Raw genomic sequence first — 15,178 nt, 5'->3', positions numbered from 1 at the left:
AGGGCGCCGATTCGAAAATGGCGGGCCAAGTGGTCACTTACCCCGCTATTTATGGGGGGCCAGCCTGTCAGGGCCGGTCGCACAGCGTCTTTTCACAACCCAAAAAGGACAGCGCGAATAGATCATCAAATCAGGGCTTTATCAATTTTCCCGATTTTTTCGGTAAAGCTGATCACAGAGATTCATACCTCATTAACCCCGTTCTTACATCCTGATTGGGCAATACGGCGGAGCGAACGGGATGACAGGAAAACATCAATCTTCCACTCACCCCCCACTCCTACCCACCACGGAAGAGGATACCGTCAACCGGCTCCGCCTATTGCGCTCTCGCCGGGTTGGCGTGGTGACGTATCGTCGGCTGCTGGCAGAATGCGGCAGTCCGGCGAACGCGCTGCGCGCCCTACCCAAGATTGCCCGCGAGGCGGGTGTTTCCAACTATACCGTATGCCCGACCGGCGTTGTTGAGGCCGAAATCAGGGCGGCCCGATCCGCTGGTGCCAGATTGATCATCGAAGGGACGCCGCAATACCCCGCGCAGCTTGGAAATATCCCCGATGCGCCGCCATTGCTTTGGGCCATCGGCCGGATAGAGCTTTTGCGCCAGCCTATCGTCGCCCTTGTGGGCGCGCGCAATGCCTCATCGCTTGGGACCCGCATGGCCAAACGCCTGGCCGACGAACTGACGCGCGCGGGCTATGTTGTTGTATCCGGTCTTGCGCGCGGGATTGATACCGCCGCACATATCGGGTCGTTGGACAGTGGCACCATTGCCGTCCAGGCTGGCGGGGTTGATGTTGTCTACCCGGCGGAAAACGCCCAACTCACCCACGATATCGGCAAGAAAGGGCTGCGCCTTTCGGAAAAACCGATGGGCCAGCAGCCCCAGGCGCGCCATTTCCCCGCCCGCAACCGCATTGTGTCGGGCCTTGCACAGGCCGTTGTTGTCGTCGAAGCCGCTGCAAAGTCGGGCAGCCTGATCACTGCCCGCAATGCGCTGGATCAATCGCGCGATGTTCTGGCGGTTCCCGGGCATCCGTTTGATGCGCGCGCCGCAGGCTGCAATCAATTGATCCGTGATGGGGCAACACTGGTCCGCAGTGCAGAAGATATCCTTGAGGCGCTTCAACCGATCCCGGATGCGGCCCCGGAACTTCCCCTCATGCAACCCAAAGCATCGCCGCAACCGTTGAAAACCAACGCCCAGCTGCATGACGAGGTCTTGCGCCGTCTTGGCCCAACGCCGATGGCCGAAGACCAGTTGCTGCGCGACGTTACAGCCCCTGCCACCGCACTCAGCGACGTCCTGGTTGATCTGGAGCTTGACGGCAAGATCAGCAGGCAGGCGGGTGGTCTGCTGTCCCGCACGGTCTAGCGGCACGCGGCAGGGCGCCGACAAATAACGGCGAATGCTCTGCCATCGGCCAGCACCCACGCCCCACACCACCTGACGACATTGCGAACGCAAAGATTGCAAGCCGCATTGACATTCCCCTCACAGGACCCACATCTTGCGCGACTTAAGCCCATGCCGCCTTATTGAAGGATTCTCATGCCAGTTGTCGTTGTCGAGTCGCCCGCCAAGGCCAAGAAAATAAACGGCTATCTTGGCAGCGATTACACTGTGCTTGCATCATATGGTCACGTCCGTGACCTGCCCCCAAAGGATGGATCGGTCCTGCCGGACGACGATTTTGACATGAAATGGGAGATCGCCAGCGACAGCAAAAAGCATATCAAGGCTATCGTCGATGCGCTGAAAACCGACAATGCGTTAATTCTCGCCACCGACCCCGACCGCGAAGGCGAAGCCATCAGCTGGCACCTGACCGAGGCCCTGACCTCGCGCAAGGCCATCAAGAAAGACACGCCCGTCAGCCGCGTTGTCTTTAACGCGATCACCAAATCGGCGGTCACCGAGGCGATGAAAAACCCCCGGCAGGTCGATGCCCCGCTGGTCGAGGCTTATCTCGCCCGCCGCGCTCTTGATTATCTGGTTGGCTTCAACCTGTCCCCCGTACTGTGGCGCAAGCTGCCCGGCGCAAAATCAGCCGGCCGCGTGCAATCGGTGTCCCTGCGCATCATCGTCGAGCGCGAGATGGAGATCGAGGCCTTCCGCAATCAGGAATACTGGACGGTCAAAGCCCAACTGCAATCCGCCCGCGGCCAAACATATGAGGCAAGACTGACGACGCTGGCCGGCAAGAAGCTTGATAAATTCGATCTGGGCAACGAAACACAGGCCGAAATGGCGGTCCAGGCGATCAATTCTCGCGATCTGGTTGTCCAATCGGTGGAGGCGAAACCCGCCACCCGCAATCCGTCCCCGCCGTTCATGACCTCGACCCTGCAACAAGAGGCGAGCCGCAAATTTGGCATGGGCGCCAAACAGACGATGGGTGTTGCCCAGCGCCTGTATGAGGCCGGGCTGATCACCTATATGCGGACAGACGGCATTGATATGGCGCCCGAGGCCGTGACCGGCGCCCGCGAGGCGATCAAGGCCAAGTTTGGCGATAAATACGTGCCGGACCAACCCCGCATGTACAAGAACAAGGCCAAAAACGCCCAAGAAGCCCACGAATGTATCCGCCCCACGGATATGATGGTGGACACGAATGGCGCCAAGATCGCGGATGCTGATCAACGCAAGCTGTATGACCTGATCTACAAACGCACGATGGCCAGCCAGATGGCCGCCGCGCGTCTGGAACGCACTGTTGTTGATGTGGCCAGCGCGGACGAGCAGGTCGTGCTGCGCGCCAATGGGCAGGTCATGGTCTTTGACGGCTTCATTGCCGTTTACGAGGAAGGCAAGGATGACAGCGTCGTTGATGATGACGACAAGCGTCTGCCGCAACTGGCCGAGGGCGAGAAGGCCGAGAAGAAATCCGTCGACCCCGAACAGCATTTCACCCAGCCCCCGCCCCGCTATACCGAGGCCACGCTGGTCAAACGCATGGAAGAACTGGGGATCGGTCGCCCCTCGACCTATGCCTCGATTGTGACAACGATTCAGGACCGCGGCTATGTCGAGAAAGACAAGAACCGCCTGATCCCGCAGGACAAGGGCCGTTTGGTGACGGCCTTCCTGACCAACTATTTCCGCAAATATATCGGCTATGACTTTACCGCCGATCTGGAAAACCAGTTGGACGAGGTCAGCGCAGGTGACGCCGACTACAAACAGGTTCTTGGCCGGTTCTGGCGCGATTTTTCAGCGGCCATCGCCGAGACCGCCGATCTGCGCATCACAGAGGTGTTGGAAAAGATCAACGAGGTGCTGGAACCGCATCTGTTCCCACCGCTTGAGGATGGGGGTGATCCGCGTCTATGCCCCAATTGTGGTGCAGGTCGCCTGTCGATGCGTACCGCCCGGTCGGGTGGCGCATTCATCGGCTGTTCGAACTACCCCGAATGCCGCTACACCCGACCCTTTGGCCCCCCAGACCCCGAGGCGGAAGCATCAGCCATTCCACCCGATGGCAAGTTGCTGGGCGAGGATCAGGGCGATGAAATCCGCGTTTTCAAAGGGCGCTTTGGCCCTTATGTCCAGCGCGGTGCCGTGACCGAAGACAACAAGAAACCGCCACGCACCGGTGTGCCCGAAGGTTGGAACCCCGAAGAGATCGGCCTGGCCGAGGCGCTGAAACTATTGGAACTTCCCCGCCTGATCGGGACCCATCCCGAAGATGGCGTGAATGTGTGGGCTAATCTGGGGCGGTATGGCCCCTATCTGAAGCATGCGGAAAACACCTCGTTCAAGGGCGGAACAAACGCAAACCTGCCAAGCATCGAAGATGTCTGGACCGTGGGCATGAACCACGCCGCGCAGCTTTTAGCAGAAAAGGTCGCGTCACGCGGTAGTCGCGGCAAGGCGGCGGTCCCGATCCGTGAGTTGGGCGAACACCCCGAAGCAGGCGGGCCGGTCAATATCTTTGATGGCAAATACGGGCCTTATGTGAAGTGGGAAAAGATCAACGCGACAATCCCCGACACGATTGAGCCCGCCGATCTGACCATGGCCCAAGCCGTGGATCTGATTGATGAACGGGCTGCAAAGTCCGGCAAGAAAGTCACAAAGAAGAAAGCACCGGCAAAGAAAAAGGCTGCAGCCAAGAAGAAAGCCGCACCAAAGAAGGCCGCTGCGAAGAAAAGCTAGCCCACAATTGATTTGGTGAGTGTTGTCAGGCTGGCCAACCAGTCATCCGCGTTGTCGCCATCTCCAACAGCCAATGCGGCGCGATCAAAGGCGGCGGATATCAACACAGCCAGCCGCAAGTGTTCGGCCTGTTCCATATCTGGTTGCCAGTGCCGCAGACCTTCGACCAATGTGGCGCGACCTGCCCCTGCGTCGATCCTGTCCATGTCGACTTGCCCGAGCACGCCCGGCCCGTCCCGCAAGAGAATGCGCGCACGGCCAGGTACTGACATTGCTTTGAAATACGCACGTCCGCCAGCCTCCAAACTGTTGCTTGCAATCAGGTCGCCTTTGCGAATCTCTGCTGCAACTTGTGCCGCCTCCGCCTCGGCCACGGCCCGGAACAAGGCCGTCTTGTCAGCGAAATGGTGATAGAGCGCACCGCGCGTCACGGCTGCCTCTTTGACGATTTGCGGGGTGCCTGTGTCCGCAAACCCTTGTTCAGCAAATAATTTCCGCCCAGCCGCCAGCAATTTTTTTCGCATGGCCTCGCTGCGCGCCGCGTTTGTTTGCTTTTCTTCTTGCATACATACAGCCTGTATGTTTATTCCCACATACATACACACTGCATGTATCTAAATGGAGAAACAAGATGAAATCGACGCAATATTATCCATTGATCCAGACCGACGATGTTGCCGGAACAGTCGCTTTCTATCAACGCCACTTGGGGTTTCAGCCCTTGTTTGAAAGCGATTGGTACGTTCATTTGCAGTCCCGCGACGATGAAGGCGTAAATTTGGCTGTCATTGACGCCCAACATGAGACCATCCATGAAACTGCGCGGGGCCCGTCGCGCGGGGTCATCCTGACATTTGAAGTCGAAGATGTGGATGCGGTTCACACCCGCCTGACGGAAACGGGGGCTGAAATCCTGCAACCCCTGCGCGATGAACCCCATGGACAACGCCACTTTGTGACCCGGGATCCAAATGGTCTGCTGATCGACATCATCACGCCCATTCCACCATCAGCAGAATTTGTGGCGGGATATGATGAAAGTGTTTTGCCGCAGTAACTTTCTTGCAACCGGTTGCAAAAATTCTTCTGCAGTGCGGCAATTTATTGACTCTCCCCTTCCGCAGCGGCATCACTGCAGCAACACAAGCGGGAGAGGGCGGAGATGCAGAAAATATACCCCAACGCGGCGGCGGCATTGGATGGCTTGCTACATGACGGCATGTTTATCGCTGCGGGCGGTTTTGGCCTGTGCGGCATTCCTGAATTACTGCTGGCCGCGATCAAGGATGCTGGCACCAAGGATCTGACATTTGCCTCCAACAATGCCGGTGTTGACGACTTCGGGATCGGGATCCTTTTGCAAACCCGCCAAGTCAAAAAGATGATCAGTTCCTATGTCGGCGAAAATGCCGAATTTATGCGCCAATATCTTTCGGGCGAGTTGGAGCTGGAATTCAACCCCCAAGGCACCCTGGCTGAGCGCATGCGCGCGGGTGGCTGCGGCATCCCGGGCTTTTACACCAAGACAGGCGTCGGCACCGTGATTGCCGACGGCAAGGAACATAAGGACTTTGGCGGACAGACCTACATTCTTGAGGAAGGCATCTTTGCCGACCTTGCCATCGTCAAAGCCTGGAAAGCAGACGAGACGGGCAACCTGATCTTCCGAAAGACCGCGCGCAACTTCAACCCGCCCGCGGCCATGTGCGGCAAGACCTGCGTGGTCGAGGTAGAAGAGATTGTCCCCAAGGGCAGTCTTGATCCCGATCATATCCATCTGCCCGGCATCTATGTGCATCGCATCATTCAAGGCGAACATGAGAAGCGGATCGAACAACGTACCACACGCAGCCGGGAGGACGCATAATGCCCTGGGATCGCAATCAGATGGCGGCCCGCGCCGCCGCCGAGCTTGAAGATGGCTGGTATGTCAACCTTGGTATCGGCATTCCGACCCTTGTGGCGAACTATGTCGGCGACAAGGACATCACCCTGCAATCCGAAAACGGCATGCTGGGGATGGGCCCTTTTCCCTACGAGGGAGAGGAAGACCCCGACCTGATCAATGCCGGCAAGCAAACCATTACCGAACTCAACCGCACGGCCTATTTTGACAGTGCCACATCATTCGGCATGATCCGTGGCGGCAAGATCGCGGCGGCAATCCTTGGCGCGATGGAGGTTGCCGAAAATGGCGATCTGGCGAACTGGATGATTCCTGGCAAGCTGGTCAAGGGCATGGGCGGCGCGATGGATCTTGTTGCAGGGGTTGGCCGCGTTGTTGTTGTCATGGATCACACCAACAAGCATGGCGACAGCAAATTGCTGAAGGAATGCACCCTGCCCCTGACCGGCAAGGGTGTGGTGGACAGGATCATCACCAATCTGGGTGTTCTGGACGTTGTCGAAGGTGGTCTGCGTATCGTTGAAACCGCCGACGGGGTCACCGAAGACGAATTGCGCGCCGCAACCGAGGCGACAATCGTCTGAGCACTGCCATACTGCGCGGCGGGCGACTGTCCCGCCGCAAAACTGCGGCGCTTGTCTCGCGCAATAGCCTTTCGGTTACGCAGTGGCGCCTTAGGGCCAGGACCCATTCATTCCACGCCGCCAGTTTGACTGATTTTGGTCGTGACAAGGCGCAGCCCCGCCGTAATAGTGTTTCTATTTCAAGGGGATGCAACGCTGATCACGGCCAAAATCAGTCAAACCCTTCGGGCGCGGATTTCACTTCATCTCAGCGGCGCGGGCCGCTTGTCCGTAGAACAACTATGGCCTGCGCGTCCCAAACCACTGATATTTCGTGAAATCTGCGCTGGCGGCATGGAATGAATGGGTCCTGACCCTAGATACCGTTCACATTAAAGACGCATGCATCAGTGATCAGCTGCGGCGGGGTCTGACATAGACCCTTTGCCACCTGCCATGCGGCAAGCACTTTGGGCACATAGGCGCGCGTTTCGGCAAAGGGTGGCACGCCACTATACTTGCGGACATTGCCCTCGCCCGCGTTGTAGCCCGCCAGCGCCATGACCGGATCGCCATCGAAGTGATCCAGCAGCCACGCAAGGTAGGCCACGCCACCCTGGATATTCTGTCCCGCATTCATGCTGTCAGACACCCCAAACCGGGCCGCTGTTGCAGGCATCAGCTGCATCAGTCCTTCGGCCCCTGCATGACTGGTGACATCCGTGCGCCCTGCACTTTCCACCGCGATCACCGCAAGGACCAGTGCGGGCGACACATTTGTTCCCACCGTCTGACGCAGGATATCCCGGCCATGGGTCGTTGCGATATTCTGCAGGCTTTGCAAACGCGGGGCAGCAACACCATGACCGGATGGCGGATTGTTGATCTGCTCCATCGCCTTTCCCAGCCGTCCGGGATCGACGCCCACAAGCGAGGGCGAGACATTCGCCCAGAACCATTCCATCCCCGATGCACGCGGCACGGCGGCACCCACTGCCGCCGGTACGACCTCTTCTTCGGGTTCGTCACTATATACAGGTCCCAGGCGCGGCGCGTTGGGGTCAATCTGCACTGTAATGCGCCCGCCATTGCTGCCCGATGGCACACCAACCCGCTTGAATGTGAAATCCGGCTGTAGCCGTTCCACCTCTGCTGCCGCTGGAAGACCAGCACAAACAAGTCCGCAAAGGACCATTTTCAATATATGACGATTCATTTCCGCACGGCCTGTTCTTTTTGTTGAATCAATCATGGCACAAAACCGTCAGAACGCCACAGAGACGCGAACAATTGCAAAATTTTGGGGCGATTACAGGTTTTTCGGCAACGGCCCCTTCTGGTCGATAAAATTATTTACGATAAAATATGCATTACTATCAATGCGTTGCTTGATTTATCGGAAAAAAATAGCGCTTCGCGAAAAAAGCGCCAAACCCGTCAAACTCCCGCCCCATTCCACTGGCTATATATGTTCATCCAAGACGGGGAGCGAGCCAACATGAGGCGGCAAGCGAGACCCGGCGAGGTAAACTTGAAAATCTAGCGATACCCTGAGGAGGGACCACAATGCTTAACTTTATCAAAAACTTCCGCAACGACGAAGACGGCGCCGTAACAGTTGACTTCGTTGTTCTGACTGCTGCTCTGGTTGTTCTGGGCCTGGCAATTGCTTCTGCTTTGTCTTCTGGCGCACAGAACCTGGCCGGCGACATCGAGTCCAACCTGACAGACACAACAATCCCATCCGGCGAGTAATCTCGGCTGAGGCTTGAGAAACTGCGCCACGCAAGTGGCGCAGTTTTTTAATGCCTACATGTTGGTTCCAAATTGGAAACACACTGTTGCGAACCACACCTAACACGATGTAACGCGCCCGCTCGCCTTACATGCCACCATGCAAATGCTGCATGTCACGACCCGACGGGAAGGAAATCAGATGATGTCTCTTTTTAGCAGTTTCCTTCGAGACGAAGACGGCGCTGTCACCATTGACTTTGTGGTGCTGACTGCGGGTATCACTGTACTGGCCTTGGCCGTTGGTGCGTCTATCGCATCAGGCGCGGTTAATCTGGCCGAAAGAGAAGGCCAGTCACTCGCTGATCGTCCTCTCGGAACAGATTTCTAAAGGCATCAGCGACCCTCGCGCGGCAAAGACCTTGTAACGACAAGGGTCGTCACCGTGCTTTGCGGAATTTCCTGTGCGCCATTACCACATTTGTTAACTAAATACCGCCCCATAGCGACGTTAACGACTATTTCGTTTGATCGCGACACAATGCATAATACTGTCCAAGACTGGATCGCGCCGTGACAACACGATATGTTCGCGTCGCTTATGATGTCAGCGTGATGGCGTCGGACTTTCCGAACGAGACAGGCTAGAAAGCAAGGTTTGAAACATGCGTGCACTTTTTGGATTGGTATTGTTGATCGGGATGGGACTGGCTGGTTTTGCCGTCTACACCGTGAACGGTTACTTTGAGACGCAGAATGCGGTGATCGAACAAGAACGCGCCCGCGCCGCACAGGCGGTCAAAACTGTCGACGTTTATGCGCCCACCCGCGCGCTGACATATGGTGACCTCGTCACCGCAGAAGATGTGCAACTTATAAAATACGCCGAAGAGTTTTTGCCCGAAGGCGCATTCCAGACGGAAGAAGAGCTGTTCCCGCAAGGCGTTGGCACACCACGTGTTGTCACCCGCCCAATGGAAGTCAACGAACCGATCCTGGCCGTGAAAGTGACCGAACCGGGTCAGCCCCGCGGGATTACCGCATTGCTGGATCGTGGCATGCGCGCCTTTCCGATCCCCGACAGTGTGACAGACGCCTTTGCCGAAGAACTGCGCCCGACCGACCGACTGGACATCTTCTGGACCGGCAATCTGAGCAACGGTTCATCGACGACAAGGCTCATCATGACCAACCTCGAGGTGATCGCTGTCGAAGAACCTGATGCCGACGGCAATGGCGGCGGACGCGGTGTGGTTGTGCAAGTGACCCCCTCGGACTTTGCCGCATTGGAGACAGCACGAAACGCTGGCCGCCTATCACTGACACCGGTTGGCACGAATGATGACACCGTCATCGAAACGGCGATCCAGACCAATATCGAGGACGTGCTGGGCATCGAAGAGGTGGTTGTAGCCCCCGCGCCTGTCCAGCAGCAGGAGCAAAAATGCTTCATCACCGAGCGGAACGGGACCGAGAAGGTTCAGGTCGAGATTCAGTGTCCAACCGGGAACTGACCCCAAGATGGTGTGACCGGATGCACCCGATACTCACAAATTCAAACAGCGCTGCGTGTCAAAACGCGGCGCTTTTTTGTTTCCCAAGATGCTAAGTGTTGCGAGATACCCACATGCGCTTTGATGGCCAACCTATTGATTATTGCAATAAATGGGGAACTGCCGCATGGTCCACGGCATCATGGGCACGGAAGACCCAATCAATGAAGCGTGATCGGAGAGGCAGGTCACTTATGAAGTACAATAGATTTATCAAAGCCGCAGTTGCTGGCTTGGCGTTGTCGCTTTCTGCGGCAGCACCGACAATGGCTCCGGCCGAGACGTTGCGCGTTCTGCGCGGCGAAGCGTCCAGCGCCCTTAACGTCCCGATGAACCGGGCCGTGGTGGTGGAAAGCGATGTTCCATTTACCGAGCTGTCGATTGCCAATCCAGGCATCGCCGACATCTCATCCCTGTCAGATCGGACGATCTACGTTCTGGGCAAAGAACCGGGTCGCACAACTTTGACGCTCTTGGGGACAGATGGGCGTCTGATCACAAATGTCGAGGTACATGTCACACCAGACATGGCCGAGTTCAAAGAGCGCCTGACACAGATCCTGCCAAACGAGCAGATCGAAGTACGCACCGCCAATGACGGTATTGTCCTGTCCGGCGTTGTCAGCTCGATCGCAAAGCTTGATCGCGCCCTTGAACTGGCACAGCGCTACGCGCCAGAGCGGGTCTCGAACCTGATGAGCGTCGGCGGCACCCAGCAGGTCATGCTGAAAGTCCGCTTTGCAGAGATGCAGCGCTCGGTCAGCAAATCACTGTCATCGTCAATTGGTATTCAGGGCACTGCACTGTCAGGCGACCTGGGATTGTCGGCTGGTACAAACTCCACAAACACCGCTGGCCGCGTCGCCAACAGCTTTAATGGTCAGATCCCCAGCAGCAACGACAATAACGGTGCGTTCCTCTTTGGGTTCAACGCCGGTGGTGTTGAAGTTGGCATTCTGCTTGAGGCCCTGGAAAGCCGCGGCGTCGTGCGCACATTGGCCGAGCCGAACCTGACCGCCCTCAGCGGACAGGAAGCCAAGTTCCTCGCCGGTGGTGAATATCCGATCCCGGTCAGCCAGGAAGACGGCGCGATCACAATCGAATTCAAACCGTTTGGTGTTGAATTGAACTTTGTGCCACGTGTTGTTGACACAGATGTCATCAACCTGGAACTCGTTGCCGCGGTTTCGGCGATTGACCCATCCAACAGCTTTACGTCCAGCGGCTTTACCGTCAACGCGTTCAGCCGCCGTGAAACATCAACAACCGTTGAGATGCGTGATGGCGAAAGCTTTGCGATTGCTGGTCTGCTGTCAGATGACTTCCAGGATCTCAGTGGCCAGGTGCCATGGATCGGCGACGTCCCTGTACTGGGTGCGCTGTTCCGCAGCGCCGAGTATGAGCGTCGGCAAACCGAGCTTGTCATCATCGTGACACCACATCTTGTCACACCAACCCGTGGTCAGGCCTTGGCACTGCCAACTGACCGTGTGAAGCCACCGACCGAGCAGGAACTGTTCTTGTTTGGCCGGGTAGCGGCAGGCAACGCCCCAACACGGGGTGGTGCAGGTGAAGTGGCACGCCAGGACTTTAGCGGGTCCTACGGCTATGTCCTCGATGAATGATAGGAGCTTGAGGTCAATGAAAAAACTAATGACAGCAACGGTGGCAGCTGCGCTTGTAGCAGGCTGTACACCAAATGATCCGACCTTCTCCTCTTTCTTCTCCGAGGCTGGGTCGCAAACTGATCAGGGCGATTTTGGCAACGCCTCGATGAACAACATGATGGTCCAGACAGGTCAGCAAGACTACACGATCAATCTGGCGCGCCGCTTTGCGTCAGAGGTGAACTCGACAGTCAATTTTGCCTTCAACTCAACCGTTCTGGATGCCAGCGCCCGCGCAACACTGATGCGTCAGGCGGATTGGATCCGTCAGTTCCCAGAGGTTCGCTTCCGGGTCTACGGCCACACTGATCTTGTCGGATCGAATGCCTATAACCGCAATCTTGGCCTACGCCGGGCGCAGGCTGTTGTTGCGTTCCTCAGCAGTCAGGGCATCAGCCGCAGCCGTCTGGAAGCCGTCGCATCCTTTGGTGAGACCCGTCCGGTGGTCGTGACCGAAAGCCGCGAGCGTCGCAACCGGCGTACCGTGACCGAGGTTTCGGGCTTTGTTGATAACGATCCGATCCTGCTGAACGGCAAATACGCGCAAGTGATCTTCCGCGAATATGTCGCAAGCGCGGTGCCACCATCCAGCCTTGCCGGCACCCAGATCGAAACCGGCGCTGGCGGTTAATCTTCACGATTTGTTCATGCCCGGCATCGTCCGGGCGTGAACACTCCCTGATTTTTCCACTGATCGTAGCAAATTTTCGCACAATTACGATCTTTTGGTCCAAATCTGGACATTATTGTCCCCAATAATCTGCATAATAGATCCAGAACCACGACTCGTGGTCATGTCAGGTCCTCCGCAACTGGTTGAAAAGCTTTTTGTGCGATAGGTGGGGCATGGGGATGTTTTGAGGACGAAGACAACATGAGTACCACGCCGGCTGTTCAAAGTGACACACCTCCTATCGTGGCATGCACGATCAGCCGTGATGTGCAGATCTTTGATCTTTTGATCGAGGACATGGAAGCCGCGCTTGGCGATTCCTGGGGTGATCTCAGCTTTGAAGATGCCGCCTCATTCCTGGCGCAGCCGGATGCGGCAGGCCTGCAATTTGTGACCATCGCCATGGATTCGCAGGATGAAGACGATATCGAAACGATTTCGGAAGTCATCACAACAGCCAAGGCCGCGCGGATCAAGGTGATCCTGATCGCCGAAGATGTCAGTCCGACCGTCCTGCACCAACTATTGCGCCAGGGCGGGGACGAATTTGTCCCCTACCCCCTGCCCGAAAATGAACTTGCGCGCGCCATCGAGCGTGTGCTGACCGCAGAAGATCCCGCACCGGTGATCGAGGGCGAGACGAAATTCAAGGCAACCGGCGATCATTCGGGTGTTGTCATTCCAATCCACGGCCTCGCCGGCGGAACCGGCGCCACGCTGATGGCCGTCAACATGGCATGGGAACTGGCCAATATTGACAAGAAGGCCCCACCAAAGGTCTGCCTGATTGATTTGGACTTTCAGTTCGGCACCGCGTCCACCTATCTTGACCTGCCCCGCCGCGAGTCAGTGTTGGAAATGCTCACCGATACCGAGGCGATGGATAGCGAAGTCTTTATGCAGGCCTTGCTGACATATGGTGAAAAGCTTCACGTGCTGACCTCACCCACCGATATGATCCCACTGGACATGATTACGCCCGAAGATATCGAGCGCGTGATTGAAATGGCCCGCGTCAATTTCGACTATGTGATCGTCGATATGCCATCAACCATGGTCGAGTGGTCGCAGACTGTTCTTGAAATGGCGCATGTCTATTTCGCCATGATTGAACTGGATATGCGGTCTGCGCAGAATACCCTGCGCCTGAAACGCGCCCTGCAATCCGAAGATCTGCCATTCGACAAGATCCGCTTTATCCTCAACCGCGCGCCGGGCTTTACCGATCTCAATGGCAAAAGCCGGGTCAAACGTCTGTCCGAAAGCCTGGGGATCGCAATTGATGTGTTGATGCCCGATGGCGGGAAACCGGTCGCGCAAAGTGCCGATCATGGCGCACCCATGGCAGAGGGGATCCCCAAAAACCCCCTCCGCAAAGAGATCTTGAAGCTGGCTAAATCCGTCCATGACGTCAACCAGGCTGATGCCGCCGAAGCACGAGCGTAAGAGGTTAGACAATGTTTTCCAAGTACAAGAAGCCAACAGCCACCGGCGGTGCCGCAAATGTAAAGCCCGCCCCCGCCGCTGCAAAAGTGAACGTGGCCCCTGTTGAGGCCCCGGCCGAGGCCCCGCGCCAATCCCTGATGAAGACGATGCCCAAACGCCCGGCAGAGGCAGGCCCTGCGGACAAGGAAAAACGCCGCAAGGAGCGGCTGGGCGAAATCAAACTGGAACTTCACAAGGCCTTGCTGGACAATCTGAACCTTGCCGCGCTCGACACCGCGACAGAGCAGGATTTGCGTAGCGAAATCAATGCGATCGCCAACGAGTCGCTGGAAGATATGGGCATCGTCCTGAACCGGGATGAACGCCAGACCCTGACACAGGATCTGTTTTTTGAGGTGACGGGCCTTGGCCCGCTTGAAACTCTTTTGAAGGACGACACGGTCAACGACATTCTCGTCAACGGCCCGCAACAGATTTTTGTAGAGCGCGCCGGTAAACTTGAACTGACCGACATCACATTCAAAGACGAACGCCACCTGTTGCGGATCATCGACAAGATCGTTTCGGCCGTGGGACGTCGTGTTGACGAAAGCAACCCATATGTTGACGCCCGCCTTGCGGACGGGTCGCGTTTCAACGCGATGGTGCCGCCAATCGCGGTTGACGGCTCGCTCGTCTCTATTCGTAAGTTCAAAAAAGACAAGCTCGGCATTGAGGAACTGGTTAAATTCGGTGCCTTTACCGAAGAAATGGCTGCATATTTGCAGGCGGCGGTCTCGACGCGTCTGAATGTGATCGTGTCCGGTGGTACGGGTTCCGGTAAAACAACCACGCTAAACGCCTTGTCGGGGTTTATTGATGACGCCGAACGCATCCTGACGATCGAGGATACTGCGGAACTCCAACTGCAACAGACCCATGTGGGCCGGATGGAAAGCCGCCCGCCCAACGTCGAAGGCAAAGGTGGCGTATCGCAGCGCGACTGTCTGAAAAACGCACTTCGGATGCGCCCTGACCGGATCATCGTGGGTGAGACCCGTGGCGAAGAAGTGATCGACATGTTGCAGGCCATGAACACCGGCCACGACGGATCAATGACCACAATTCACGCCAACAGCGCCCGTGACGGGGTATCCCGTCTGGAAAACATGATCGCGATGGCGGGGATCGAAATGCCGATCAAGGCCATGCGCAGCCAGATTTCTTCGGCTGTGAACCTTATTGTGCAGGCCTCACGTCTGCAGGATGGTTCGCGCCGCATGGTCTCGATCACCGAAATTACCGGGATGGAAGGTGACGTCATCTCAATGCAGGAAATATTCCGTTATCAGCGTGTCGGGCTTACCCCCGACAACAAGATTATCGGTCACTTCACTGCAACCGGCGTACGCAGTCACTTCTCGGAACGGTTCAAGCTGTGGGGTTACGATCTGCCGCCAGCGATCTTTGAACCCATGGTAGCGGAGTAAGCATA

At 56.9% G+C, this 15,178-nt stretch carries 14 protein-coding genes; 12 read left to right on the top strand and 2 right to left on the bottom strand.

Translation table 11 applies throughout. The features are described from left to right. Positions 1 to 241 precede the first annotated feature (241 nt). Positions 242 to 1,375: a DNA-processing protein DprA gene (gene dprA, locus AABB31_RS18585; RefSeq protein ID WP_373635134.1), complete on the top strand. Its 1,134-nt coding sequence runs from the start codon at positions 242 to 244 to the stop codon at positions 1,373 to 1,375. A 177-nt stretch (positions 1,376 to 1,552) separates the two neighbouring features. Further along, positions 1,553 to 4,162 carry a type I DNA topoisomerase gene (gene topA / locus AABB31_RS18580; protein WP_373635132.1) on the top strand — a complete coding sequence of 870 codons (2,610 nt, stop codon included), beginning with the start codon at positions 1,553 to 1,555 and terminating at the stop codon, positions 4,160 to 4,162. On the opposite strand, the gene AABB31_RS18575 is transcribed toward topA, so the two are convergent. Next, entirely contained in the window at positions 4,159 to 4,686 is a 528-nt protein-coding gene (locus AABB31_RS18575; protein ID WP_342076726.1) for a helix-turn-helix domain-containing protein, read from the bottom strand. The genes topA and AABB31_RS18575 overlap by 4 nt on opposite strands. A gap of 107 nt (positions 4,687 to 4,793) precedes the next feature. On the opposite strand from AABB31_RS18575, the gene AABB31_RS18570 reads away from it, so the two are divergent. The 3 genes from AABB31_RS18570 (at position 4,794) to AABB31_RS18560 (ending at position 6,652) form a co-directional block, all read left to right on the top strand. Next, positions 4,794 to 5,219: a VOC family protein gene (locus AABB31_RS18570; RefSeq protein WP_342076727.1), complete on the top strand. Its 426-nt coding sequence runs from the start codon at positions 4,794 to 4,796 to the stop codon at positions 5,217 to 5,219. Positions 5,220 to 5,324: 105 nt separating this feature from the next. Beyond that, the gene (locus tag AABB31_RS18565; protein WP_342076728.1) at positions 5,325 to 6,029 is read left to right on the top strand and encodes a CoA transferase subunit A; all 705 of its coding nucleotides are present in this window, start codon (positions 5,325 to 5,327) and stop codon (positions 6,027 to 6,029) included. After that, positions 6,029 to 6,652: a 3-oxoacid CoA-transferase subunit B gene (locus tag AABB31_RS18560; protein ID WP_342076729.1), complete on the top strand. Its 624-nt coding sequence runs from the start codon at positions 6,029 to 6,031 to the stop codon at positions 6,650 to 6,652. The genes AABB31_RS18565 and AABB31_RS18560 overlap by 1 nt, the downstream gene beginning before the upstream one ends. A gap of 355 nt (positions 6,653 to 7,007) precedes the next feature. On the opposite strand, the gene AABB31_RS18555 is transcribed toward AABB31_RS18560, so the two are convergent. After that, a complete protein-coding gene (locus tag AABB31_RS18555; RefSeq protein WP_373635131.1) occupies positions 7,008 to 7,847 on the bottom strand; it encodes a lytic transglycosylase domain-containing protein in 840 nt (279 codons plus the stop codon). 350 nt (positions 7,848 to 8,197) lie between these two features. Here AABB31_RS18555 and AABB31_RS18550 point away from each other — a divergent pair, with 350 nt between their 5' ends. The 7 genes from AABB31_RS18550 (at position 8,198) to AABB31_RS18520 (ending at position 15,173) form a co-directional block, all read left to right on the top strand. Next, a complete protein-coding gene (locus tag AABB31_RS18550) occupies positions 8,198 to 8,386 on the top strand; it encodes a hypothetical protein (RefSeq protein WP_342076730.1) in 189 nt (62 codons plus the stop codon). 181 nt (positions 8,387 to 8,567) lie between these two features. Then, positions 8,568 to 8,756 (top strand): hypothetical protein, encoded by a 189-nt coding sequence (locus AABB31_RS18545; protein ID WP_342076731.1) that lies wholly within the window; start codon positions 8,568 to 8,570, stop codon positions 8,754 to 8,756. Between the two features lie 274 nt (positions 8,757 to 9,030). After that, positions 9,031 to 9,879 carry a Flp pilus assembly protein CpaB gene (cpaB, locus tag AABB31_RS18540; RefSeq protein WP_342076732.1) on the top strand — a complete coding sequence of 283 codons (849 nt, stop codon included), beginning with the start codon at positions 9,031 to 9,033 and terminating at the stop codon, positions 9,877 to 9,879. Between the two features lie 233 nt (positions 9,880 to 10,112). After that, positions 10,113 to 11,543 (top strand): type II and III secretion system protein family protein, encoded by a 1,431-nt coding sequence (locus AABB31_RS18535; protein ID WP_342076733.1) that lies wholly within the window; start codon positions 10,113 to 10,115, stop codon positions 11,541 to 11,543. A gap of 16 nt (positions 11,544 to 11,559) precedes the next feature. Beyond that, complete coding sequence (locus tag AABB31_RS18530; RefSeq protein ID WP_342076734.1) at positions 11,560 to 12,216, top strand: OmpA family protein; 657 nt, start codon at positions 11,560 to 11,562, stop codon at positions 12,214 to 12,216. Between the two features lie 243 nt (positions 12,217 to 12,459). Next, on the top strand, positions 12,460 to 13,704 hold the full coding sequence (locus tag AABB31_RS18525; protein ID WP_342076735.1) for an AAA family ATPase: 1,245 nt from the start codon (positions 12,460 to 12,462) through the stop codon (positions 13,702 to 13,704). Between the two features lie 11 nt (positions 13,705 to 13,715). Then, entirely contained in the window at positions 13,716 to 15,173 is a 1,458-nt protein-coding gene (locus AABB31_RS18520) for a CpaF family protein (protein WP_342076736.1), read from the top strand. Positions 15,174 to 15,178: the final 5 nt, after the last annotated feature.

The organism is Yoonia sp. SS1-5 (assembly GCF_038443705.2).
GTDB classification, from domain to species: Bacteria; Pseudomonadota; Alphaproteobacteria; order Rhodobacterales; family Rhodobacteraceae; genus Yoonia; species Yoonia rhodophyticola.
Note: the sequence above shows the minus strand (reverse complement) of the source record. Positions and strands in the feature narration are given on the sequence as shown.

Bases quoted from the DNA above. Each gene is read 5' to 3' on its own strand.
- cpaB (WP_342076732.1), top strand. From the start codon at position 9,031: ATGCGTGCACTTTTTGGATTGGTATTGTTGATCGGGATGGGACTGGCT.
- AABB31_RS18570 (WP_342076727.1), top strand. From the start codon at position 4,794: ATGAAATCGACGCAATATTATCCATTGATCCAGACCGACGATGTTGCC.
- AABB31_RS18565 (WP_342076728.1), top strand. From the start codon at position 5,325: ATGCAGAAAATATACCCCAACGCGGCGGCGGCATTGGATGGCTTGCTA.
- AABB31_RS18560 (WP_342076729.1), top strand. From the start codon at position 6,029: ATGCCCTGGGATCGCAATCAGATGGCGGCCCGCGCCGCCGCCGAGCTT.
- topA (WP_373635132.1), top strand. From the start codon at position 1,553: ATGCCAGTTGTCGTTGTCGAGTCGCCCGCCAAGGCCAAGAAAATAAAC.
- AABB31_RS18525 (WP_342076735.1), top strand. From the start codon at position 12,460: ATGAGTACCACGCCGGCTGTTCAAAGTGACACACCTCCTATCGTGGCA.
- dprA (WP_373635134.1), top strand. From the start codon at position 242: ATGACAGGAAAACATCAATCTTCCACTCACCCCCCACTCCTACCCACC.
- AABB31_RS18520 (WP_342076736.1), top strand. From the start codon at position 13,716: ATGTTTTCCAAGTACAAGAAGCCAACAGCCACCGGCGGTGCCGCAAAT.
- AABB31_RS18535 (WP_342076733.1), top strand. From the start codon at position 10,113: ATGAAGTACAATAGATTTATCAAAGCCGCAGTTGCTGGCTTGGCGTTG.
- AABB31_RS18550 (WP_342076730.1), top strand. From the start codon at position 8,198: ATGCTTAACTTTATCAAAAACTTCCGCAACGACGAAGACGGCGCCGTA.
- AABB31_RS18545 (WP_342076731.1), top strand. From the start codon at position 8,568: ATGATGTCTCTTTTTAGCAGTTTCCTTCGAGACGAAGACGGCGCTGTC.
- AABB31_RS18530 (WP_342076734.1), top strand. From the start codon at position 11,560: ATGAAAAAACTAATGACAGCAACGGTGGCAGCTGCGCTTGTAGCAGGC.
- AABB31_RS18575 (WP_342076726.1), bottom strand. From the start codon at position 4,686: ATGCGAAAAAAATTGCTGGCGGCTGGGCGGAAATTATTTGCTGAACAA.
- AABB31_RS18555 (WP_373635131.1), bottom strand. From the start codon at position 7,847: ATGAATCGTCATATATTGAAAATGGTCCTTTGCGGACTTGTTTGTGCT.